Below are 23,294 nucleotides of genomic sequence, written 5' to 3'. Positions count from 1 at the left end.
CCCTCCTCAATGCGCCGTGCGCGCACGGGGATCGAGCAGCGCGTTGATCAGATCGGCCAACGCGGTCGACACCACGAACAGAGCCGTTGATATGAGGACAGAACCCATCACAATCGGGTAATTGCGCGTAGTGATACTGTCGATGACCAGCTTACCCAACCCCGGGCGGGCAAAGACAATTTCGGCAAACACGGCAGAGCTGAGCAGAAAGCCCATACCCACACCGATCACAGTGACCACGGGCACAATGGCAATACGCAACGCGTAAACCATCACCACGCGGCGTTCAGCGATGCCAAAGGCGCGGGCCGTGCGTACGTGACTTTCGCCCATCACCTCAAGCATCGAGGCGCGAACCAGACGGGCAATATAGCCGACCCAGCTGAGGCCGATCGCAAAGGCCGGTAGGACAAGATGATCTAGACGGTCCCAAAACCCTTCGCCTGCGCCAATGGCAGGAAACCATTGGAGATGCACGGCAAAAACCAGAAGCGCCAGAAGCGCAACGACAAAGGCCGGAGCGGCGACAAAGCTGACAGATACCGCAGCGGCGATCCGGTCGATCAACGTGTTGGGGTGCGCCGCCGCATAAGCGCCAAGGGCAATGCCCAGGCTTGCGGACCAAAGGATCGACGCAAAAATCAGCTCCAGTGTGTAGGGCAATTGCTGGAACACGATCTCGGTCACAGATCGGCCGGAAAAGACATCGGTACCAAGATCACCCTGCAGAAGGTTCCCGTAAAAGATCAAAAGCTGTTTCCAGATCGGCTGATCAAGCCCTAGGGCCGCGGTTAGTTGGGCCTGAAGTTCGGGCGTGGCGCGCGGGCCCAGCATGATCTGGACCGGATCGCCTGGCACGGCGCGGATCATCAGGAACATGACGGTGACCGCCACGAACAGGATGAGCAGCGACAGCCCGAAGCGACGGGTTGCGAAATTCAGCATGGCCAACTGGCTCCTTATGACTTGTTGGCGTTCGATTTGGCACGGCGAGCATCATGCGCCCGCCGTCCCTGGTCCACCTGGGGAGGTCAGGTCGCCTTGCCGAAATAGCGAAGCAGGGACAGGCCATCTGGCCGCAGGGCCGGAATGACCCGCGCGCTATGAATGACCGGTGTCGCCTCGTGCGTGATAAAGCGATAGGCGCCGCTTTCTTCCATCAGATCCTGCGCGCGCTGATACATTTCTGCTCGTTTTGCGATATCCGTTTCTGCGGCCGCGGTTTCATGAATTTCATTGAATTCAGGGCTGTTGAAGCGTTCCCAGTTCCATTTTCCGATCTGTTCGGGCGTGAACCACGACGTCGCATAATACGGGTCCGGCGTCATCGAATAGCGGTTCAGAACAAGCTGCAGGTTCTCATTGTCGCCAGATGCCCAGAACGCACCGGATTCCAGAACATTCACTTCAACCGTGATCCCGATCTGTGCCAGCGTCGCCTGAATGATCTGTGCAGTTGTTGTGAATGTCGTCTTGTTCAGCGTGTCCAAGGTCAGCGTGACGTTGGTTTCACCGGATTCTGCGAGCAGCTGCGCCGCCTTTTCGAAATTCGCGGCGGGTGGCACCAGCGAAGACGGACGATGCCCGGCAAGCCCCGGTGCGATGATGCCGGTCGATGGTTCAGCAGCACCAAAATATGCGGCCTCCAGAATGCTGGGTACATCCACCGCGTGTTGAATCGCCTGTCGTAGCTTCTGATTTTTTAGCTTCGGATGCTCGACGTTCATTCCCATCCAGACGTAGTAGAGTGAGGGCTTCTCAACCAATGATCCTCCATTGGGAACCCCGGTGCGATAACGCTCGACCGAGCCTAGAGACACACGAGTTACATCCAACTCGCCCGCCTCGAACGCAATCTCGGCTGTGTTTTCGTCATCAATCGGATAAATCTCGACGGTGTCCCAGGTTGGGGCATCTCCTTTCCAATCGGGATTGCGCTTGAGAACCGTCTTTTCCTTGGGTGACCAACTGTCCCGGAGGTAGGGGCCGGACTCGGCCACCGGATCCGCGCCGATCCGGCCACCGGCGGCTTCGACCGCTGCCTTTGAGACGATGTTTCCAGTAATGTAAGGCAGCGCAATCGACCAGATCGGTGCGAAGGGTTTGCTCAGTACGATCGTCCCTTCGCGTTCACCGGTCACATCAACATGGCTGAAGGGACCCAGATCGGGCTTGTTCGGACTATCGGTCGCGTCATCCACGATCCGTTCCATGCTGAATTTGACGTCCTCGGCAGTCATGGCGCCAAACCCGTTGGTGAATCCGATGTCGTCACGCAACGCGAACTTGATATGGGTCGGATCAGCCTGTTCGATCATCGTTGCAGCATCCAACTGCCAGCCCCATTCCTCGCCCGGCTTGTACTGGATCAGTTTGTTGTAGATCGAGGCATGAACCTCTTCTTCCACGACCCCAACGGAATGCGCCGGATCCATGTTTTGGGCATCGCCATAGGCGCGTACGCGCAATACGCCGTCATCAGCGGCAAAGGCGCGGTTCGCCCAACCCATCGGCAGTGCCGTGGCGGCCCCAAGCGCGGTTGCGCCTTTCAAAAACTTCCTGCGACCAACATTGGCCTTTGTCCATTCGATCTTCATGGTTTCCTCCCTTGGATTAAGTCAGAGAAGTCCACGTGGAACGGTTTCGGACCATTCCTTCGTCAGAACTTCGGTTTCATCGGCGCCTTCGGTGGCGCGTAGTTTGCGGTAGAGATAGAAATTCTGCGTGTCGCAACTCATGCGGCATTCGGTCGAGATAGCGACCTGCCAGTCCGCCCGCTCAAAGGTAAAATTCCAGGCTGTCTCGAAACGTGCAGTCGCCGGATCATCGGGATGGATACCGTAGTGCATTCGCACATCGCTGCCGACAATCAGATCGTGGTAGGGATCCCGCGTTTTACCGTAGTCATCAAAGGTCTCCAGCACCATCCGGCCGTCTTCAGTCATAGAATGCTCGGATTGCGCCGCAGTCGAACGCAAGAGCTCGGCGGCAAGAACTGGAAAATCCTGCGCCGGACCAGGTTCAGAGGCTTGTATTTCGTGCGTAACTTCGCGCACAGGTAAATGCAGGGTGCAATTCTGCAAGTGTAATGTCACCTCAGCGGAATTCGGCGTCGGCCAGATGATCGGCCAGTAGGATGTCGACACGGCCAGCCGCAACACATGCCCCAAACGCAAGCGATGCGCACATTCATTCAGGGCAATCTCAGCCTCGTATACCTCCCCCGGCTGCAAGATTTCAGGCGTTTCGTGACTCTGGTAATGGCAGAGGTTCAGCGACCGATAGCTGATGCGTTGCGAAACACCGTCCGGCGACACATCGCACAATCGAGCAACAAGCTGGGCGACAGGCTGATCCACCGAAAACTGAAACTTCAGTTTAGCGCGCCCCAGCAACTCCAGCGGCACTTGCAATGGTGCGCTGTCAAAACAGAGCGACAAGGCGTCATCGCTGGACTGATCTCCGGGAAGCTCGTTGTCAATCCGCATGCCAGCACAGAAATACCCGCTTTGCATGCCAACATGGCAAGGCGACACGATAGCTAGGGAGCCTGGGCCTGGGCTTTGGGAAAATCCGCCGGGTGCCAAATACCAAATCTGTTCCTGTACGTGCGGCGACGGCCAGCTAGCTTCCGCAATCCAACGACCTTGCCGAGGGCCATTTTGCGGCGTCGGGTTAAAGTGTTCCTGCATATAGGTCCGATACGCGGGCAAATCTTCGGCGCCGTTTTCCTGCCCTTTCAACCAGCGATCAAACCAACCGATGGCTTCGGAATGGAAATCCGCAGGATCAAGTTTCGAAATATGAGGATACCGATGTTCCCATGGTCCGATGACGGCCTTGCTTGGTGTCCTCAGGTTTGCAGCCAAAGCCGGTGGAGCATTCACATAAGCGTCTGCCCAGCCTGTGATCGCCAAAACAGGAACCTGAATGGCAGACCAATCCTCGCAAACAGAGCCATGCCTCCAATAGGAGTCACGGGTTTGGTGACGCAACCAATCTGCGGCAGAGAACGGGACAATTTTCAGGCGTGCCAGCCAATCCTCTCGCCAATCTGCACGTAGGTCCGGATCGGCGGGGCGCGTCAGATATGCAAACATCTGACTACCCCAGTTCACGTTGTCACTCAGCAGACACCCGCCCATAAAATGGATGTCATCTGCATAGCGATCGACGGTCGAAGCAACGCTAACCACGGCCTTCAAAGCTGGTGGTCGGCGAAAGGCCAGTTGCAAACCATTAAATCCGCCCCACGATATTCCAATCATCCCGACATGGCCGTCACACCAATCCTGCGCGGCGATCCAGGCTATGACTTCCTCGCCATCACGCAATTCCTGCTCAGAATACTCATCATCGAATTGCCCATCGCTGTCTCCGGTCCCGGCTATGTCGACCCGGACGCAGGCATACTCCGCCTCAGCAAACACTCTGTGCGTTGTTTCATCTCTCGGCGCGGTGCCGTCGCGTTTGCGGTAAGGCAGGTACTCCAGAATGGCGGGCGCAGGCCCTGTCTCAGGTAACCAGAGTCGCGCAGCTAGCCTCCGCCCATCGGAGAGTGTGATCCATGTGTTTTCGATTGTTTCAATTGGCATCTGGAGGCTTGTCTGTTGCGAGCTGATGCCGAAGAAAAAACCAATATACAGGCAAAACAAACTGTGCGATCTTGCGCAAAACGATGCTATTTGTCGCAAACTAGCGTCAAAACGCGAAAGGTATCGTCGGTGTCAGAGTATTTTTCTGCAAACCTGAGGTCATTATGCGCGGAGCACGGCAGCATTTCGCAGATTTGTCGTGATATCGGCGTCAACAGACAGCAATTCAATCGTTACCTGAATGGCTCTAGCCTGCCTTCGGCCCACAACATGCGCCGAATTGCGCGTCACTTCGATCTGACAGAAGCAGAGCTGTTTGCTGAAACTGCAAGCTTCGAAGGAATGCTAAAGGGTGTCCTGCCACAAGTTGGCAAAACGCCCGCAGACGCATTTCTGGATCCTTTTAGAGGTCAACAGAAAAATCTGAGGCGTTACGTAGGTTTCTATCATTCATATTTCTGCACGCCATCTTGGGAAGGAAAGATCTTCTGTTCATTGATCCGCATTCAGGAAGTTGATGGACTTTTCACGATTCGCTCTAGGGAAATTGCCACGTCGACAGACAAAAGCATGCACCAGATTTCTCGCTATTCCGGCTTGGTGACAATGCGGGGAAACAGGATATTCGTGACAGAACACGAGCTCGCGCGTGAAGGCAGCGTAGCCAACACCATCTTGTACTCCGCGCACCGGCAGCAATTGAAGTATCTACGAGGAATGACCATGGGCGTCGCTTGGCGCCCATACCCTCATCCCTATGCGGCCAAAACAATCTGGAAACGATTGCACGAGCGTGTAACTGCGCGCGAGGCTATTGCCGCTTGTGGTATCTACCCAATCCAAAGCAATAGGATCGATCCGACAATCAGGAAGCACCTAACCGAGGCTTGAAGCGTCGGATCGACATAAGCGGCGGTGCGGTTTCCTTGGTGCGATGTACCGTTCAAAGGACGCATTTTCATCCAGGCATTGCGCAATCAACTTCGCAAACGTGCTGATGACGTAACCTCATCACTGATGTTTGACTGGAAAACTTGAGGCCTGGGATCAAAACCCCCGACTATTGCAAGGCGGCTCTGTGGACGCATCCGGGTCAATAGAGACCTGGAACTCACTGTGTTTGGGAATGACCGGTCTAAAGACATCAAGTGCAACGTAACGATATCCCCGCGCGATCGGGGGCGGATTTGTCCCAATTTGATCGTACACCCATTGCCGCCTGGCACGGTTTCGACACCTTCTTCGACGCCCGCTCCGACAACCATGAAGTACTGTAGGTCCGGCATTCTTTCGGACCTATCGGCCCACCAGAACCCTCCGCCCTCGATCAAGTTCGAGGACGCGGGCCCTCCTTTGAAAAGCGCGTACTCCAACCCCGCCATTAGCTTCCAGAAGGGCTTCTTGTACTTGTCGTAACTGTGCGGTCCGTTGAGTTGATAGACGAGAGAGATCTCGATGTGATCCTGAAGATTCTGCCCGACGCCCGGAAGGTCTTGTTGTATCTCAATGCCATGCCTGCGTAGTTCATCAGCCGGCCCAATGCCCGACAGCATCAGAAGCTTTGGCGAGTTGATCGCCCCTGCCGACGAGATCACGTCTTGCGATGCTCTGATTCTTTTAGACTTGCCTCGTAGGGTGTACTCAACGCCCACGGCTCGCCCATTTTCTACGATAATCCGCGTGACCTGTGCGCGGGTCACGATAGAGAGGTTCTTTCGCTTGCGTGCCGGATTCAGATACGCGGTTGCCGCGCTGCTGCGAAGTTTGTTTCGTGCGGTGATCTGATACAGCCCACATCCTGCCGGATCGCCAGAATTGAAGGCCGGGTTATACGGCATCCCAGATTGCTGACATGCCTGCAGCCATGCTCGGGTCAGGGGATGAATGTGGTCAACGTCTGAAACGCCAAGCGGACCGCCGATGCCATGTGCGTTATTACAGAACCGGTTGTTGTCCTCGGCCTTTTTGAAATAGGGCAGCACATCTTGATACCCCCATCCGGTCGCGCCCTCCGCTTCCCACCGTTCATAATCGTCTGGATTGCCGCGAATATAGATCATCGCATTGACCGAGCTTCCACCGCCCAGCACACTGGGTTGTACCATGGTTTGCTGGGCGTCGTTACGCTCTTGTGTCGCAACCCACGGGATACGTTTGAGCAACCGACCTTGCGCTGTTTTATAGTAGGCGCCCGGAATGTGGATATAGGGGCTCCAATCACGTGGGCCTTCTTCCAGCAAGACTACGTTGCACTCCGGATCCTCTGACAAACGAGAGGCCAGAACGCACCCGGTGGAGCCGCCACCAAGAATTACTATATCTGCAGTATCCACGCTTCTGCCTCCTTCATCACGCACAAGGATCTTCCCGGTGCGACGACGAGCGCGAAATTTCGCAACACGCATTTTTCGACGCAGGATGACGCTGAAATTGCGTCAGACTGCGCATGTAGGAGTGGGTTTGCGAAATTGTTAGGTGCGCATCTCCCTGCAATGCTCGGTCAACAAGACCAGCAGGAGGGGTGGGCGTGGGTGACGCCGAGCATACGCGCCAGAAAATCGTCTATCGTTCGCTTGTTTCGAAGCATGCGACGATGATGATGGATCTGGAGATCGCATCGTCTTTGGAGTTTGACGGTATCGAGCTGTCAGTAGACAAGATGCGCGCCTTTCTTGCGGCAGGGTTCTGTCACGATGAACTGAAGTCTCAGATTGGAGACATCTGGATCCCGGGCATTGGATTTCTTCTGGATATCGAGCGTCAAGGTGACGATGCAAAGCGCCTTTTGAAAGAGGCAGAAGAGTTATTCGATCTCGCGGCTGCTGTTGGGGCCAAAGGTGTTCAGATCCTGACGGAGCCGGTGGATATCCAGTCAGTTCGCAATCACGCGAGCCACCGACCAATCCAAGGCTATGCCGGATTGCTTTCCTATCCACGCACTGAGCAGATCAAGCTGTCCGCCAAGAACCTGAAGGTTCTCGCGGATATGGCTGCCGGACGGGGGCTTGTGCTTTATCTGGAGGCGCTGGGTTGGGCACCGGTCAACACGATCGCAGACCAATGTGAACTGCTCGACAGGGCGGATCGGGACAACCTGAAAATGGTGGTGGATTTCTGGCACTGCTATGTGTCGGGTGACACGCCCGAAACTGTGGCTCGGATTGACAAAGATCGTATCTATGGCGTGCATGTGTGCGATTCACTGCCATTCCTGGGGGGGATTCCGGATGAAAGGGTCCTGCGAGATTTGCCCACCGGCAGTGGTGCTCTTGATCTGCGCGAATGGTGCGACGCTGTGAAGTCGACGGGATATGTGGGTTGGTGGAGCCCGGAGTTGTTCTGCCGAAAGCAACATCAGAGCAACAGCTTCCAAATAGCTACAGAACTAAAGTCACTTCTGGAAAACCTGATCCGATAGGATCCACACAAACGAAAAATGCCGTCACTTATGAGGTGATGAGGCAAACTACTAATGGGGATAACATGTCGAACACAGTCAATTGGGGCATTCTCGGTGCCGCGAACTTTGCGCTGAAACATATGGGCCCCGCAATTCACGCGGCAAACAATGCCAAACTGGTGGCCTTGGCCACAGGCTCCAAGCACAAGGTCGCGCCATTTCAAGCCTTGTGTCCTGATCTGAAGATCCATGACAGCTATGACGCATTGTTGGCTGATCCGGACATCGACGCGGTCTATATCCCGTTGCCAAATCACCTACATGTCGAGTGGTCTTTGAAGGCTCTGGAGGCCGGAAAACATGTCCTCTGTGAGAAACCGATGACCTTGCAGGCGGGCGAGGTTGATACTCTGATAGACGCCCGCGACCAAACTGGTTTGCTTGCTGCCGAGGCCTTTATGATCGAGCACCATCCGCAATGGCATTATGTACGCGAGTTGATCCGATCCGGAGAGATTGGGCGGCTGGTACATGTCAGCGGCATCTTTGCCTTCGACAGTCGGGAAGATGTCGAGAACATCCGGCATCGCCCTGAAACCGGCGGAGGAGCGCTGCGCGATATTGGCGTTTATGTGCTGGGATCGACCCGCTTTGTAACGGGTGAAGAACCGCAGGATATCTCGTCCCGCATCCGATGGGAAAATGACGTGGACGCCTTCACCGACATCCAGGCGAGCTTCCCTGGCTTTACCTATTCGGCCTACGTGACCACACGTCTCAACCTGTTTCAGGAAATGACTTTCCACGGTGAAGGAGGATTGATCCGTGTAACGGCGCCCTTCAACCCAAGAATCTATGGCGAAGCCAGTGTCGAGTTGCACAAAGATGGTCGAGATGTCTCGCGTAGGCGTTTCCCGATCATTGATCAGTATAAATTACAGGTCGAGGCATTCGGGGATTCGGCGACGACCGGGTCGCAATATCCGTGCCCGCTCGAGTTCTCTAAGGAAACGCAGGTTGCGATTGATCAAGCCTTCGAGAACAGTAGGGATATCTGAGCTACGCAGGCGAGCGCTCTCAAGCCGATGGGTTTACCCCCTTGGTGATACCTGCCCCCAATCCCCGCAAGCCTTCTTCGGTAAGGCGATCCTGAGTATGCTGGAGTGCTCGCATGGGCGCAATGTATGTCCGGTTTGAGCTGTCCTTGCGATGGCCAATGGCTGATATTCGCAGCCCGCAACCGGCCCGTCCGAACCTTTTCGGTTACGAGTTCATTCGAACAAATTATTGTTCAGTTTCTTAAGTGGGTTTTGTGAGAAATATGCTGGTTGTAGGGTTCAGATCGTCATTCGGATCCGTCAGAATACCAGCCGGGAAAGAAACCGAGATAGGTTGTTCCTTTGTATCACGGCAGAGCATGTGGTTATTGTCTCCGTCGCCCAGATCGGCAAGCGCCGCGGGTGTCACTATGCGTTGAGATCCATCCTCGGCCACTACAGTAATACTGTACAGATCACGTTCCACATCGCCAGGTTCCTTACCATTGGCCAGCGTAACGCCACCCGCCCAAGTTACTCTAATGGCTTGTACAATGTTGTCACTTGGACAAAGGCTTCCTCTGGTGCGACGTGGCCCCAATTTTCCGACCAAAGTCCAATCCTCGACAATCTCGGCAAAGATCATTGACGGCCCGTCTTCCAGCGGAGTCACGGCGACAGTGGCACCGCGGAAATCAAGTGTTCCATCGATGGAATGAAGGTGTCCAACAACCTCTACTGCAACCGGTGGATCCTCGAAAACGTTCCCAAAACCCCCGATGAGAAGCACCGTGCGCAATTCACCGGGATCGGTAGCAGGCAACACCGAAGCACAGTGCATTGTTCCGATCTGGCCTGACTTTGTTACAACTCTGAAGTCACCTGCCTGCAAAGTTTCCAGATCTACCTCGGTAGAAAAAATAACAGGCATCCCGTCTTTGCCCCTAGAACCTCTGCAAATGAGATTTGCTACACGGGGCAACGCCTCGAGCCCGTGGAAAGCAGAAAGCAACTCGGCATCTTGTCCTCCAGCTGAACTCGGCAATCCAAGGTTTGGGGTTGTATCTTCAAGTTATCGACTTGAAACGTCCTGCGCGCGCACAGCCGTTCCGGACAAGACAAACGCAGTGGCAAGTGCGAGCAACCTGATAGCTTGGCTCCATTTCCTAAACTGCTTCAGCAATAGGGTATTTCTCCACATTTGGTCCTCGGCGCTGCAGGCTTTCGAGCTGTTACGTGCTGGAATTTAAGAGACACACGCAAACAAGTTTTGTCGGACTTGCCGCTATGCGGTTGCCAACAACGCATCGGAAAGCTCATATTCCGAAAGGGCTCCGGGTGCACCTATTGCAACAAGCCTTGTTTCGGGCTTTCGGTGACCCCATGCGCCATCCCTTGCGATGTCCATGCGCTTTCCGACTACCTGTACAAGAATGCGATGATCTGGATCCTCCTCGCTAAAAACAAAACCCTTGAGGCGATAAACGTCGCCCGGAAGCTTTCGAATTGCAGTCTTGAGAGAAGACAGGCTAATGGGGTCGTCGACTTTCATCATAGTCGTCGAAAAGCTGTCAGAGTGATCGGCGCTTTGGCAACCGCAACCGGGCCCATGTTCGTGATGATCCGGTATTTTCGTTTCAAGTTGCTCGCTGGCAAAGCGTCCCACGGACAGCAAAATATCCAGCGGGACATCGGCATTTACGGCTTCGACCAGACGATATCGCCGGAAACGTGACCCAAGCCAATCATGAACCTTTTGAACCGTGGCCCTGTCAACAAGATCAACCTTGTTCAGAATAACCATGTCCGAAAACGCAATTTGGCGAAGCTTCAATTCCATTTGTTCAGGTGCTGCGAACAATTGCTCCGCATCGACTAAGCACATAAGGCTGTCCAAGCGGATCATGTCTCGGAACTTTTGATCCGTGAAGGTCATCGCGATTGACGACGGGTCTGACACGCCACTTGCTTCAAGGACGATGTATTCCGGCCTTTCAGGACGGGCGAGAACGGCTTCCACCGTTTCGATCAGGTCATCTCGTATCGAGCAGCACACGCAGCCATTCGCAAGACTCATCACATCATCTTCGAGACCGACTACCAAGTCAGCGTCAACGTTTATTGATCCAAAGTCATTCACCAGAACCGCAACCCGCAACCCGTGATTGCCTGTCAGGATGCGGTTCAAAAGTGTTGTCTTACCGGCTCCGAGAAAGCCGGTAAGGATCGTTACAGGAATTGCGGATGACGACCCAAATTCGATCATGTCATCACTCCGCCTTCTTCTTGCGGTTCGGGATGACATCATCGACCTTGATAACGAAATCACTGGGCCATTCTGGATCGGGGGCCCGGAATACGTCAGCTGGATAGTATTCCTTGGGATCAATCTCCATATCGCGGTATTTCTGGTCCTGCTGTTCGGCACGTGATGACCGAGGTGCTGGCGGCTTGATTTCATCCGGCAAGGTGATCTTGCCTTCTGCTTCCATCTTGCCCAATTCGCGGAATGGCGCGACCGAACCAGATTTTCCGGGAAGTGTCGCCTTCCGATACCAGATTGCATCTTTGGTGACGTTGACGACGGCGACATCCAACCCCCAGGCGAACAACCCATCATAATGGGCTCGGATTCCCGCGAGCATTTCGGCATCGATATCCTCGTCTTGCGTATAGTGGGTCACCATTGCAAGCCGTGGGCGCGCCTCAGCCATCATCTTACCAACAGCGTAGTGAGAAGTATGGTGCGTATCGATTGTGTAGTTGAACAGCTCCTGCGGCAGACCGTATTTGTAGGTCATCAATTGCCCGATATCCTGACCCGACATTTCGGTCACAAACACATCGACGCCTTTTCCGTATTCAAGGCTCAGTTCATCGGGACGTCCATCGCCGGTCCAAACAAAGCTAAGCCCGTTCCAATCCAGCCGATATCCGACAGCGCCGTCCTTGGCATGGCTGCGCGGCCAGGAACGTATGGTCACGCCATCTTCATCATAGACGATGCCACCTTCTTGGCGGAAATCGAATTCATTGACTTCGATCTCGTAGCCGTCACCGATTGGGAAAACATCGAAAGCTTCGAGATGCCATTTGAGCATCTGCTGCATACCTTTCACCATTCCGGCTGTACCAAGCTCGGGTGTCCGACCAGATGGACCGTGAATGCGCAGCGGTGTGTACCCGCCGGACCAAGCCCGAAACGGGTAGATGTAAGGGATGTCGGCATAGTGATCGACATGCAGGTGCGTAATGAAGATGTCGTTGATCAACTGACCCGGAACCTGCATCCCGATAATGTTGCGGACACAACCTGACCCGAAGTCGAAGAAAAACCGTTTTCCGTTACCCAACTCGACCATGATGCAGGTTCCAGCCTGATCTTCGCGGGGTGGAAAGGGCGTCGAACCACAGAACGATATACGCATTTCGTCGGGCCCGAGGTCTTCGGAAAGCGGGAAGTAGTTCGCGTTCGAACCTGTCATGTATTTTGTGGGGCGGAAGTACTCCGGTAGCGTGATGCCGCCCGCAGGTCTGCCGCCGTAAGGGTTCTTTAGGCTTTCGCCCAGTGGGCCATCGCCTTGGTGTGCTTGCGCTGCGCCTGAACCGTAACTAACGGCGCCTGTTGCGACCGCGCCCGCAGCGAGCCCCTGCATAACGTGGCGCCTGGTAGGGTTTTCGATGCCGTCAGATTGCTGGTTCGGTTCATTCTTAAGATCTTTGCCGTTGTCTTTTTTTGTCATGGCTATGCCCTCAATTGGAAACGCTGTGAGGATCGCGCTTCACCATCCGGCGAAGCTCGTTCACGAGTTCAGATTTGATATGGGCCCATTCCGCACGCTCTGAGGCTGCGATCGAAACATCATCCAGCAACTCCGAAGCTTTCCTCAGGTCTTCGATAACTTCTTTGAGCAACGCATCCGTTTCGATACGCCCTGAAAGCGCATCGGAAAGATCTGGAAGCTCGTCACTCAGTTCCCAAGTCACTGGATAATCCCCGGTTCCCACTATCTATTCTCACATCAAGATAAGTTCGGTTGACGACATGCGCCAAGTGAGTCACCGTGAGTTGGGGGTGAGTTTGCCTTGAACAAAGCTAATGAATTGCCGATAGATCAAGATGTTGCACCGCCATCGCCGGAGCTTGTCCGACAGGCACTTCAGAGCGTTGTGTCCAGCGTCGCGTTCCAGGCTTCGCCTCGCCTCCAGCAGTTCCTTACTTATGTCGTCGAAGAAACTCTTGCCGGTCGCGGTGCCCAGGTTCGCGGCTAAGCAATCGCAGTCGAAGTCTACGGTCGGAGCATTGATGGCACCGGTTGTCGGAATCTCGTTCGCGTCGAAGCCAGGCGGCTGCGTCGACTGCTACATGAGTTTTACGAAGATCAATGGGACGGTGAGGGAGTTCGAATTTTTGTTGATTCCGGCGGATACAAGCCACGGTTTTCGCAAAGAAGGACTACAGGAGATAGCACTTCAGAGGTACTGAGCGGCGATGTATTTCCAGAACATCGGCGTGTGCGGCAACTGCTGATAGCTGGATTGGGCTGCCTTGTACTGATTGCTTTAATTGGCTTTTGGTTTGCTCAGGACAACCAGGTGGATTCGCCCGCAACTCAATCCATAGAACAGGCTGAGAGAGCGGCCCTCGGTGAGCAGTCTTTGACGAGACTTCAGGCGGCTAACCTTGCGGATCAAGCCAGAGGCATGTTTTTTCCCGTTTTTGATGTCAAACGTCAGCAAATAGCACTGGGAATGTTCCAGCACGCTGTGGAACTCGACCCGGCTCTGTCTGACGGCTTTGCCGGAACAGCGCAGGTTTTGGCGACTCTGGCATTGCTGTCCCCGGATGAAGCGCAAAGGGACGATCTCTTCAGTCGAGCCTCAGAAATGTCTGGAACAGCGCTTGAATTGTCCCCTGCTGATGCATGGGCAAACGGCGCAAATGGTTGGGTGCTGGCTGTCAAAAACCAGCCAAACGAGGCATTGAAATACGCAAGAATGTCCGTCGAACTAGCACCGAAGGATGGCCATATTCTCGACCTTGCAGGTATCACTGCCATCATGGCTAACGCCCCGGAACTTGCAGCCGAGGTTAGTGATCCAAAGAGAGTCAGGTCAGGATCTGGTAGGTTTGGTGCAAGAAACATCTGGGGTGTTTCGCAACTTATGCTCGGAAACTACGAAAACGTTGTTGAAGCCTTTCAGGGCGCACCAGCTGCCGGAGCGCCTGTCAGCGCTCCTTCGCTCTTATTCCAAGCCGTTGCGCACGATCAGTTGGGGAATTCAGAAGAAGCACAACTGCTCGTTACTGAAATGCGCAGGACATGGCCCGATTTCCCGTCTAAGTATCTTGCCAACAGGATTTTTCACAGCGACGGCAAAACGCAGAAAGCGATACTTGATACACTGACGAGATACTAAGGAAGCGAGTTTCCTTGATTTCTTACGCACGATTTCAAGTTTTTAGGATCGACGTCATACTCAAAGCAACAATGCTAAACCGAGTTCGAATGGTTGGTTTAGGAGGCTGCGCCTTGGAGAGTGTGAAGCTATCACAAAATGCAAGAATAGGCAGTTGCAGAAAGTTATTCAAAGTCTGCTTAACTGCGCTCCGCGTTCTTTGGGGTATCGCGCAGCGTCGGTCATACTGGGCTCGAACCAGGCCTTCGATGCGGCTGACGCAAACGGCCGCTGTGGGCCGCCAACGAAAGCGGCCCGTGTAGTAAGATTTCAATGGCCTCTGCTATGGCAAGCGCATCCTCAAGCTCAACACCGAGATACCGAACGGTGCTGTCCATCTTAGTATGCCCAAGTAAGAGTTGCACCGCGCGCAGATTGCCCGTCTTTTTGTAAATTTGGGTGACCTTGGTCCGACGCATTGAATGTGTGCCATAAGCGCTTGCTTCCAAACCTATAGACGTTACCCAATCACGTACAATCCGCGCATACTGGCGCGTTGAAATGTGCAAACGCTCATGGAAACGCCCTGGCCAAAGGTATTCAGACCCAACCATGAGTTCGTCTTCCATCCACTTCTCGACGGAGGCCCGAGTTCCTTCAGAAATTTCGAAGCGGACCGGTTTCTGAGTTTTACTTTGCAGCACCGAAGCCCGCTCCTTGATCTGACCAGAGGCCATGATGTCAACGACTTTCATCTTCACCAAGTCACAGCCGCGCAACTTACTGTCGATGGCCATATTGAAGAGAGCTAGTTCGCGATGGTTCTCTGCGAGCTCTAATCTTACTCGAATTGCCCAGACGTGTTTGGGTTTTAACGGCCGTTTCTGACCGACGATGCGTCCCTTGTTCCAAGCTGGGCGAAGCGCGCGAATGGCAGGTAAGTTTGGTGTTTCCATAACTGATCCTCCGATCCGCCATGCCCGCCCACAACGACAACCCGACGTAGACGAAAGAGGATATCACAAGATGCCGCATTGCCGCCGAGGTCGGCGGTGAGCCCTATCTCTCAAATGCCGCAAAGTGAAATTCTGTTAGGTTACGCCATATTGCAGACCTTGGTCGCAGTGAGACGAGCTTATCATCGCAGATTTCACTGGACAGAGTTACTGACACGCTGCGGGCGCCAACGTCACAGACGGAGTACATGCACCGAACACTGAGCGTGTCGAACGACGAGAGCGGCTGTTGAACCCAAAAAGAACTCTTTCATTCCAGGTTTATGCGAAGCAAGGACGATACAGTCGATACCATGTTTGTTGGCGTATTCGGTGATTGCGCGACCTGCCGATTGGCTCTCGAGCAGGATGGACGACACGTCGGTCTCACTTGTTAGACGCTCGGCCAAGCGCGCCTTTGCTTTTTGGAGAGACTTTTCTGCGATTCCTTCATCCATATAGTACATTATCTGTCTATTTGGGGGCTCATGGATATGCGCGGCAGTGATATTTCCGCCTTCGGATACAAGCGCATGCGCCGCCGCAAGTGCGTGTTCACTGATACCGTGTTCGAGAGAGAGCGCGACTAAGACATTTTTGTACATTTCAAACCTCCGTATTTGGGTTTTCGGTTATCTGCTGCTGACTGGCCTCTCCCACTTCACCTTCGGGAGGGCGCTCAGGCACCCCAGTCATAAGAATGGGGTGCGCGTTGTTTCGTCTTGGGGTTTTTGCGCTTTCTTGCCGCTACCTGCTGAGCAGGAGGTCGGGCAGGAAAAGGGCCAACTCTGGTACAAAAGTTGTCAGCATCAGTGTCGGAAGCCAGGCAAAAACTATGAAGATCAAAGTCGGCCACAGCATGCGCGAAACCGGCTCATCACAGACCTGAGCTCCGAGGTAAAGCAGCGGCGCAGTTGGAGGGGTGATGTTCGCCATACCAAGGTTCACGCCAATCACGGCCGCAAAGTGGATCGGATCCATACCAGTGCTCTGCGCAATGGGCAGCAAGATCGGCGTCGCCAGAAGCAGACCCGAAATATCATCCATGAGCATCCCGATCAGGATCATCACAACGTTGATCATCAGAAGGATGACGACCGGATTGTCCGACACGGAATAAACCAGATCCTTGGCCAACTGAGGGGCGCCCTGCGAGATCAAATTGTCCGACACGATCAGAACCATGAAGATCATGACCATGACCACGCCAATCGTCACACCGGAATTCTGGATCGTCTGGGCCAGTGTTTTCCAGGTCAGGCCACGGTAGAAGTAGATCGCGATCGGGATCGAGTAGACCACTGCGATACCCGCAGCCTCGGTTGGCGTCATTATACCGCCATAGATCCCACCCAGAATGATCAGCGGCATCATAAGCGCAGGCCCGGCAAGGCGCGTCTGAACTCCGAATGTCGGCAAGAACGGTTTTGGACGTTCCGTCAGGATAATACTGTCATATTTCCGCAGCATGAACTGATTAACCACGATCAAAAGCGTGATCAGGATGATCGCCGGAATGACCGTGGACAAGAAGCACTTCAGGACGTGCTGCTGAGCAACCCAGCCATAAAGGATATGCGACGAACTCGGTGGGATCAACAGACCTAAGGGGCTGGCCGCCACGATCAGAGCCGCCGATTGCCCACCCGGATAGTTGGCCTTTTTCAGGTGGGGCATCATGATGCCGCCGATACAGGTCAGCGTTGCATTTGCACTACCGGAAATGGAGCCGAACACACCGCAGGCCAGCACCCCCGCTGCGCTCAAACCTCCTTTGATATGACCAATGAACATTTCAGCCAGCGAGACAAGAGGGGCCGCGATCTTACCTTTTTCCATGATACCACCGGCAATCATGAAGAGGGGGATCGCCAGTAGCACCAGCGAACGGATGCCCGTTGAGCCGGTGGGCAGGTAGCCAGTGATCGACTGATCTCCGACAAGGGCGATGAAAATCAAAACCGATCCGAATGCCACATAGACGCTGACGCCCAACAGCAGCATAAAGCAGACGATAAGGAGACTTCCTCCGATGATCATTGGGTTTCTCCTTTTTGCATTTCTGATCTCAGGGGAAGCCCGAGCCCCTTGCGGATGTGTACGTACAAATATGCCGCCGTGAACGTCGCCATGAGGCCAAAGGCAATCATGATCGCAATCCGCCAGGTCACAAACGGAATGCGCAGCACCGGGGTTGCGCGCAGCCGGGGGAATGAGAAGTCATCAAGCAGCGAGACATAGCAGGCGTACATGAGGAACAGGATCACCAGCACCTCGACTGTCAGCACCACAAAGCCGCGCCACCAAATCAACCGAGGATTTTGGATCACGATGCCAAGAATGTCCGCGTTGATGTGCAGGTTGCGGGCCGAGGCCAGAACAGCACCTGCAAAAAAGCCGATGATGCTGATACCCAAAAGCCATTCTTCGTAGGCAAAGAGATCACCGCCAAATCCATACCGGATGACAACAACGGCTCCAAACGTGAATGCCATCAGGAAACCGGCAAACATGACGATCTGCCTCATGACAAAGGCCACTGCTTTCAGCGGATACCCAATAATGACTGGCAACTCGTCAGTGATTTTTTGCGAGCTCTTCTTTTCTGCGCTTTCGACGACCAATGGGCGTTCAGCTTCAGAACTAGACATCTTTCTCCCTCCCTTTGTTGAGCCAAAGACCAAAAAAGGGCCAGCTGATTTGCTGGCCCTTCTTCTCAGTGTTTATTGCTGTTCCTTTGCTGCCAACAGGCGGTCGATGATGTCCTGACCGACGTTTTGTGCCATCGCGGGCCAGACCGTTTCCTGGACATGAGCGGCCATCGCAGCTTGTTCTTCGTCGCTCAGGCGCAGGATGGTGTAGCCTTTGTCGAGCAATTTCTGGCCGAACACTTCGTCATTCTCACGGTTGTAGGCAAAGAAGTCTTCGGACGCCTTCGTCATCGCGGCTTGCAGCGCGGCGCGCTGGTCGTCGTTGAGCTTGTCGAGTGTCCGCTGCGACGCATAGAAAGTTGTCAGCTCTGAGATCGAGTTGTACTCGACAAAGTGAGTGCCAACATCCGACTTGGCGAAGATCGAGTAGGTTGCAGTCTTGGTGCAGCAGATCGCCCCATCGACGATACCGGCTTGAAGTGCTGGGAAGATATCGCCCCATGCCATTGTTGTCGCCTGGTAACCCAGTTCTTCGACCATCGACTTAACGACGCTGGAAGACCAGACGCGTATGTTCATGCCCTTGTCGTCGAAAGTATTCCAGTTCTCGGGCTCTTGCGACGAAACGATGCCAATGAACCCTTCCGGATTCTGCGCCATGACGCGCACGCCATATTCGTCGGTGATCTCTTGCAGGATGGTGTTGAACTCGGAATCCATGTTGAGAAGCGTGCTCTCCATGTCATCCCAGCCGCCCAGCAGGAACGGCATTGACAGGAATTCCAGGCGTGGATCGGTGTCGGCATAGATGAACGCCGATGCCAGGTCGATATTGCCGCGTGCAACATCTTCGAACAGCGCCTCACCCGAACCCAGTTGGTTTGCCGGGAATACTTCGATCTTCAGGCCGACATCTGCTGCCGCGACATCCGCTGCGACCTGCTCCATCATTTTCGTGCCCTGATGGTCAATCGGGAACACGCCGGCAAAGCGCAGTGTCATGTCTTCCGCTGCGGCTGCTGTTGAGAGTGTGGTTGCAGCAAGCAAAGCAGCGCCACCCATCGCGCCGAGGGCGCGGCGGTTAATCTTGGTAATCATTAAGGTTTCCTCCTCAGTGGTGGGTGTCCCGCCGCATTACGCGCGGTGGGACATTTCTTTGCTTCAAATCAGCAAAGTTCCGGGGCGACGAACTCGTATCCAAGGTCATCGGCCACAGCCTTGTACGTCACCTTCCCGTGGGCCACGTTCAGGCCGTTCATCAGGTGACGATTGTCTGCCAGCGCCTGCTTCCAGCCATGGTTTGCAATAGCCAGAGCGTGCGGCAGCGTGACGTTGTTCAGTGCATAGGTCGAGGTTCGGGCGACTGCGCCTGGCATGTTGGCGACGCAGTAATGAACAACATCGTCGACAACATATGTGGGCTCTGCGTGAGTGGTGGCTTTGGACGTTTCAAAGCAGCCGCCCTGATCAATCGCCACGTCCACGACGACCGCACCGGGTTTCATTTTCGAGATCAGCTCGCGCGAGACCAGCTTGGGCGCAGCAGCGCCCGGGATCAGAACCGCGCCAACAACCAGATCGGCATTGGTGACTTCTTCCTCCAGTGCAGCTTTGGTTGAATAGACAACCTTGGCCGAGGCCTCGAAGTGGTTTTCCAGCTTCTCCAGAACCGCGGGGTTGCGATCCAGAATGGTGACGTCCGCATGCAAGCCAACAGCCATCTGCGCCGCGTTGAAGCCAACGACGCCGCCGCCGATGACAACGACCTTGCCAGGTTTTACTCCGGGTACACCTCCCAGCAGCACACCCAGACCACCCTTTGCCTTCTCCAACGCGCTGGCACCGGCCTGGATCGACATGCGCCCGGCAACCTGGCTCATCGGTTTCAACAGTGGCAGACCGCCATTGTCGTCAGTCACGGTCTCATAAGCGATGCAAACCGCACCCGAATTGACCAGATCCTTGGTCTGATCCGGATCGGGTGCCAGATGCAGATAGGTGTAGAGGATTTGGCCTTCGCGCAGCATCGCGCGTTCCACGGCCTGAGGTTCTTTCACCTTCACGATCATTTCCACGTTGGCAAAGATATCGGCGGCGGTTGCGGCAATCTCGGCACCGGCCGCACGATAGGCGTCGTCATCCGCGCCAATCCCAACACCGGCATTGGTTTCGACGACGACGTTGTGGCCGTGCGAGACCAGTTCCGCGACACTTTCGGGGGTCAGGCCGACGCGGTATTCGTGGTTCTTGATTTCCTTGGGAACACCAATGAACATTTTTTCACTCCTTTAGCCGCTTGATCACTTGGCCGTTGGCATGACGAACTCGGCACCTTCCGAGATACTTTCAGGCCAGCGCTGCATGATGGATTTCTGCTTGGTGTAGAAACGCACACCCTCCTCGCCATAGGCGTGCATGTCGCCGAACAGGCTCTTCTTCCAGCCGCCAAAACCGTGCCAGGCCATCGGAACCGGGATCGGAACATTGACGCCGACCATGCCGACCTGAACCTGCTTGCCGAATTCACGCGCGACGTTGCCGTCACGGGTGAACAGCGACACGCCGTTGCCGAACTCGTGGTCGTTGATCAGTTGCAGGCCTTCCGCGAAACTCGAGACGCGGACGCAGGACAGAACCGGACCGAAGATCTCTTCCTTGTAAATCTTCATGTCGGGTGTGACTTTGTCGAACAGGGTACCGCCAAGGAAATAGCCTTCCTCGTGCCCTTCGACGGTATAGTCTCGGCCATCGACCAGCAGGTCCGCACCTTCTGCGATGCCGGAGTCGATGTACCCTTTGATCCGGTCCCGCGCAGCGGCCGAGACGATCGGACCCATCTCGGCGTCCAGTTCGAGGCCGTTTTTGACTTTCAGGGTTTCGGCACGTTCTTTCAGAACCGGCATAAGCTTGTCGGCGGCATCCCCAACCATCAGAGCAACCGAGATGGCCATGCAACGCTCTCCGGCCGAACCATAGGCAGCGCCAATCAGTGCGTCGGCGGCTTTGTTCATGTCGGCATCGGGCATGACCAGCATGTGGTTCTTTGCACCGCCCAGAGCCTGCACGCGCTTGCCGTGGCGCGCACCGACCTCGTAGATGTAGTTCGCAATTGGCGTCGAGCCGACGAAGGACACGGCTTTGACGTCGTCGTTCTCCAGCAACGCATCCACGGCGACCTTGTCACCCTGAACCACGTTGAACACTCCGTCGGGGAAACCGGCTTTCTGCATCAGATCCGCGTACAGCAGAGAGGCCGACGGATCGGTCGGGGATGGCTTCAGGATAAAGGTATTGCCTGCGGCGATGGCGATCGGGAACATCCACATCGGCACCATGACCGGGAAGTTGAAGGGAGTGATCCCGGCGACAACGCCCAACGCCTGTCGCGTGGTCCAGTTGTCCATGCCAGTGGAAACCTGCTCCGTGTAGTCGCCCTTGAGGAGTTGCGGAATGCCGCAGGCAAACTCGATGATATCAATACCGCGCTCAACCTCGCCTTGGGCGTCGGTGAACACCTTGCCATGCTCTACAGTGATAGCGCGGGCAAGTTCGTCTTTGTGCTCGCGTACCAGCGCCAGAAAGTTGTTCATTAGGCGGGCACGGCGGATCGGAGGCGTGTTCGACCACTTCGGGAACGCTGCTTTTGCCGCAGCCACCGCGTCGTCGACGGTCTGTACAGTCGCCAGTGACACCTCGCCGGTTTGCGCACCGGTTGCGGGATTGAAAACCGGCTGCGTATTTTCGCCGGAAGGAACAGTAGTTTGGCCATTAATGTAGTGGCCGATCAAAGCGACCGGGGATGCATCTTTCATGATGTCAGTCCTTTTTGGGGTTAGAAGTCAGGGGTTATGGCAGGTCAGCCAATACCTCTCCAAGTGTTTGACAAAGTTTCGTTATTTCGGGTTCCGAGATGATAAGCGGTGGAGACAAGGCGATGATGTCACCTGTGACACGGATCATTATTCCAGCGTCCCAGGCCCGTTTCATCGCATCATAGCCCCGTGCACCCGGCGCGCCTTCTCGTGGGGCTAGTTCAACCGCGCCCACCAATCCCAGATTGCGGATATCGATGACGTTCGGCAGACCTTTGAGGCTGTGAAGCTGATCCTCCCAGGGCTGCGACAGCAATGCGGCACGGCGGAACAAATCATTCTGCTTGTAGCATTCCAAAGTCGCCAGCGCCGCGGCACAGGACACCGGATTGGCGGAGTAGGTATAGCCATGGAACAGCTCAATCGGCGCATCGGCATTTTCCATCGCCGAGTCATAGATCTTGTCGGATACGATGACCGCTCCCATTGGAATAACACCGTTGGTGAGGCCTTTGGCGGTCGTGATGATGTCCGGCTTTACATCATAATACTCTGATGCTGTCGCTGCCCCCAAGCGACCAAAAGCGGTGATGACCTCGTCGAAAATCAGCAGAATGCCATGTTGATCGCAGATTTCGCGCAGCCGCTTCAGGTATCCTTTCGGCGGCAACAACACACCGGTGGATCCGGCCATCGGCTCAACGATCACTGCCGCGATGGTTGAGGCATCGTGAAGCGCGACCAACCGTTCCAGATCGTCCGCCAGTTCCGCGCCATGTTTTGGGCTGCCGCGGGAAAAGGCGTTTTTCTCTGGGTCATGCGTGTGGCGCAGATGATCTACTCCTGTAAGGAGCGTCCCGAAATGCATGCGGTTCTTCACGATGCCGCCCACTGAAATGCCGCCGAAGCCGGTGCCGTGGTAACCACGCTCACGCCCGATCAATCGCGTGCGTGTGCCATCGCCGCGCATCCGGTGGTAATGCAGCGCGATTTTGAGAGCCGTATCGACGGACTCGGAACCAGAATTTGTGAAGAAAGCGTGGTTCATTCCCTCAGGCATCATCGCTGTCAGCTTTGCTGACAACTCAAACGCCTGAGGGTGGGAGAACTGGAAGTTCGGGGCATAGTCCAGCTCGTGCACTTGTTTTTGCACGGCCTCTACGATCAGTGGATCCCGGTGACCCGCGTTGACGCACCACAGCCCGGCGGTACCATCCATGACCTTCCGACCATCGGAACTGGTGTAATACATCCCCTCAGCCGAATGGATCATGCGGGGCTCGCGAAGGAATTCACGATTGGCCGAAAACGGCATCCAAAACGATGACATTGTGTTGGGTTGATCGAGCACGTTCATTCCTCATGAAGCAGATTTTCATTTGATGACAAATCCTTGCAGAGTTC

The 23,294-nt window shown here is 54.9% G+C and carries 20 protein-coding genes; 4 read left to right on the top strand and 16 right to left on the bottom strand.

Annotated elements, in window-relative coordinates; all coding sequences use genetic code 11:
- Positions 1–6 precede the first annotated feature (6 nt).
- The 3 genes from AC2FNN_RS09660 to AC2FNN_RS09650 all read right to left on the bottom strand — a co-directional run bounded on the left by AC2FNN_RS09660 (position 7) and on the right by AC2FNN_RS09650 (position 4,595).
- Positions 7–945 (bottom strand): ABC transporter permease, encoded by a 939-nt coding sequence (locus AC2FNN_RS09660; protein WP_496758193.1) that lies wholly within the window; start codon positions 943–945, stop codon positions 7–9.
- Between the two features lie 86 nt (positions 946–1,031).
- The gene (locus AC2FNN_RS09655; RefSeq protein ID WP_496758192.1) at positions 1,032–2,597 is read right to left on the bottom strand and encodes an ABC transporter substrate-binding protein; all 1,566 of its coding nucleotides are present in this window, start codon (positions 2,595–2,597) and stop codon (positions 1,032–1,034) included.
- 21 nt (positions 2,598–2,618) lie between these two features.
- Positions 2,619–4,595, bottom strand: coding sequence for a CocE/NonD family hydrolase (locus tag AC2FNN_RS09650; protein WP_496758191.1), 1,977 nt, complete (start codon positions 4,593–4,595; stop codon positions 2,619–2,621).
- Between the two features lie 15 nt (positions 4,596–4,610).
- Here AC2FNN_RS09650 and AC2FNN_RS09645 point away from each other — a divergent pair, with 15 nt between their 5' ends.
- Positions 4,611–5,486: a helix-turn-helix domain-containing protein gene (locus tag AC2FNN_RS09645; RefSeq protein WP_496758190.1), complete on the top strand. Its 876-nt coding sequence runs from the start codon at positions 4,611–4,613 to the stop codon at positions 5,484–5,486.
- Positions 5,487–5,572: 86 nt separating this feature from the next.
- On the opposite strand, the gene AC2FNN_RS09640 is transcribed toward AC2FNN_RS09645, so the two are convergent.
- Positions 5,573–6,928, bottom strand: coding sequence for a GMC family oxidoreductase (locus AC2FNN_RS09640; protein WP_496758189.1), 1,356 nt, complete (start codon positions 6,926–6,928; stop codon positions 5,573–5,575).
- Positions 6,929–7,122: 194 nt separating this feature from the next.
- Between AC2FNN_RS09640 and AC2FNN_RS09635 the strand changes: the two genes are divergently transcribed.
- Both AC2FNN_RS09635 and AC2FNN_RS09630 read left to right on the top strand, forming a co-directional pair.
- Positions 7,123–8,013: a sugar phosphate isomerase/epimerase family protein gene (locus AC2FNN_RS09635; protein WP_496758188.1), complete on the top strand. Its 891-nt coding sequence runs from the start codon at positions 7,123–7,125 to the stop codon at positions 8,011–8,013.
- A gap of 65 nt (positions 8,014–8,078) precedes the next feature.
- Complete coding sequence (locus AC2FNN_RS09630; protein ID WP_496758187.1) at positions 8,079–9,053, top strand: Gfo/Idh/MocA family protein; 975 nt, start codon at positions 8,079–8,081, stop codon at positions 9,051–9,053.
- Between the two features lie 241 nt (positions 9,054–9,294).
- Here the strand turns inward: AC2FNN_RS09630 and AC2FNN_RS09625 are convergent, their stop codons facing one another.
- The 4 genes from AC2FNN_RS09625 to AC2FNN_RS09610 form a co-directional block, all read right to left on the bottom strand.
- Positions 9,295–9,963, bottom strand: a complete 669-nt coding sequence (locus tag AC2FNN_RS09625) for a hypothetical protein (RefSeq protein WP_496758186.1) — start codon at positions 9,961–9,963, stop codon at positions 9,295–9,297.
- Between the two features lie 354 nt (positions 9,964–10,317).
- Entirely contained in the window at positions 10,318–11,298 is a 981-nt protein-coding gene (locus AC2FNN_RS09620; protein ID WP_496758184.1) for a CobW family GTP-binding protein, read from the bottom strand.
- A gap of 4 nt (positions 11,299–11,302) precedes the next feature.
- Entirely contained in the window at positions 11,303–12,775 is a 1,473-nt protein-coding gene (gntH, locus tag AC2FNN_RS09615; protein ID WP_496758182.1) for a guanitoxin biosynthesis MBL fold metallo-hydrolase GntH, read from the bottom strand.
- Positions 12,776–12,785: 10 nt separating this feature from the next.
- Positions 12,786–13,019 carry a hypothetical protein gene (locus tag AC2FNN_RS09610; RefSeq protein ID WP_496758181.1) on the bottom strand — a complete coding sequence of 78 codons (234 nt, stop codon included), beginning with the start codon at positions 13,017–13,019 and terminating at the stop codon, positions 12,786–12,788.
- A gap of 528 nt (positions 13,020–13,547) precedes the next feature.
- On the opposite strand from AC2FNN_RS09610, the gene AC2FNN_RS09605 reads away from it, so the two are divergent.
- Complete coding sequence (locus tag AC2FNN_RS09605) at positions 13,548–14,453, top strand: tetratricopeptide repeat protein (protein ID WP_496758180.1); 906 nt, start codon at positions 13,548–13,550, stop codon at positions 14,451–14,453.
- Between the two features lie 221 nt (positions 14,454–14,674).
- Here the strand turns inward: AC2FNN_RS09605 and AC2FNN_RS09600 are convergent, their stop codons facing one another.
- The 8 genes from AC2FNN_RS09600 to aptA form a co-directional block, all read right to left on the bottom strand.
- Complete coding sequence (locus AC2FNN_RS09600) at positions 14,675–15,388, bottom strand: tyrosine-type recombinase/integrase (RefSeq protein WP_496758178.1); 714 nt, start codon at positions 15,386–15,388, stop codon at positions 14,675–14,677.
- A gap of 233 nt (positions 15,389–15,621) precedes the next feature.
- Positions 15,622–16,032 (bottom strand): universal stress protein, encoded by a 411-nt coding sequence (locus tag AC2FNN_RS09595; protein WP_496758177.1) that lies wholly within the window; start codon positions 16,030–16,032, stop codon positions 15,622–15,624.
- 142 nt (positions 16,033–16,174) lie between these two features.
- A complete protein-coding gene (locus AC2FNN_RS09590) occupies positions 16,175–17,467 on the bottom strand; it encodes a TRAP transporter large permease (protein ID WP_496758175.1) in 1,293 nt (430 codons plus the stop codon).
- On the bottom strand, positions 17,464–18,051 hold the full coding sequence (locus tag AC2FNN_RS09585) for a TRAP transporter small permease (RefSeq protein WP_170417478.1): 588 nt from the start codon (positions 18,049–18,051) through the stop codon (positions 17,464–17,466). Before AC2FNN_RS09585 ends, AC2FNN_RS09590 begins: the two co-directional genes overlap by 4 nt.
- A 99-nt stretch (positions 18,052–18,150) precedes the next feature.
- The gene (gene dctP, locus AC2FNN_RS09580) at positions 18,151–19,140 is read right to left on the bottom strand and encodes a TRAP transporter substrate-binding protein DctP (protein ID WP_496758206.1); all 990 of its coding nucleotides are present in this window, start codon (positions 19,138–19,140) and stop codon (positions 18,151–18,153) included.
- 104 nt (positions 19,141–19,244) lie between these two features.
- The gene (gene ald / locus AC2FNN_RS09575) at positions 19,245–20,354 is read right to left on the bottom strand and encodes an alanine dehydrogenase (RefSeq protein WP_496758174.1); all 1,110 of its coding nucleotides are present in this window, start codon (positions 20,352–20,354) and stop codon (positions 19,245–19,247) included.
- Positions 20,355–20,378: 24 nt separating this feature from the next.
- Positions 20,379–21,890 carry a CoA-acylating methylmalonate-semialdehyde dehydrogenase gene (locus tag AC2FNN_RS09570; protein WP_496758172.1) on the bottom strand — a complete coding sequence of 504 codons (1,512 nt, stop codon included), beginning with the start codon at positions 21,888–21,890 and terminating at the stop codon, positions 20,379–20,381.
- Between the two features lie 34 nt (positions 21,891–21,924).
- A complete protein-coding gene (gene aptA, locus AC2FNN_RS09565; RefSeq protein ID WP_496758171.1) occupies positions 21,925–23,247 on the bottom strand; it encodes an omega-aminotransferase AptA in 1,323 nt (440 codons plus the stop codon).
- Positions 23,248–23,294 lie beyond the last annotated feature (47 nt).

Source organism: Ruegeria sp. BHSA118, assembly GCF_059613405.1.
The sequence above is the reverse complement of the archived record's forward strand: the minus strand, read 5'-3'. Positions and strand labels throughout refer to the sequence as shown.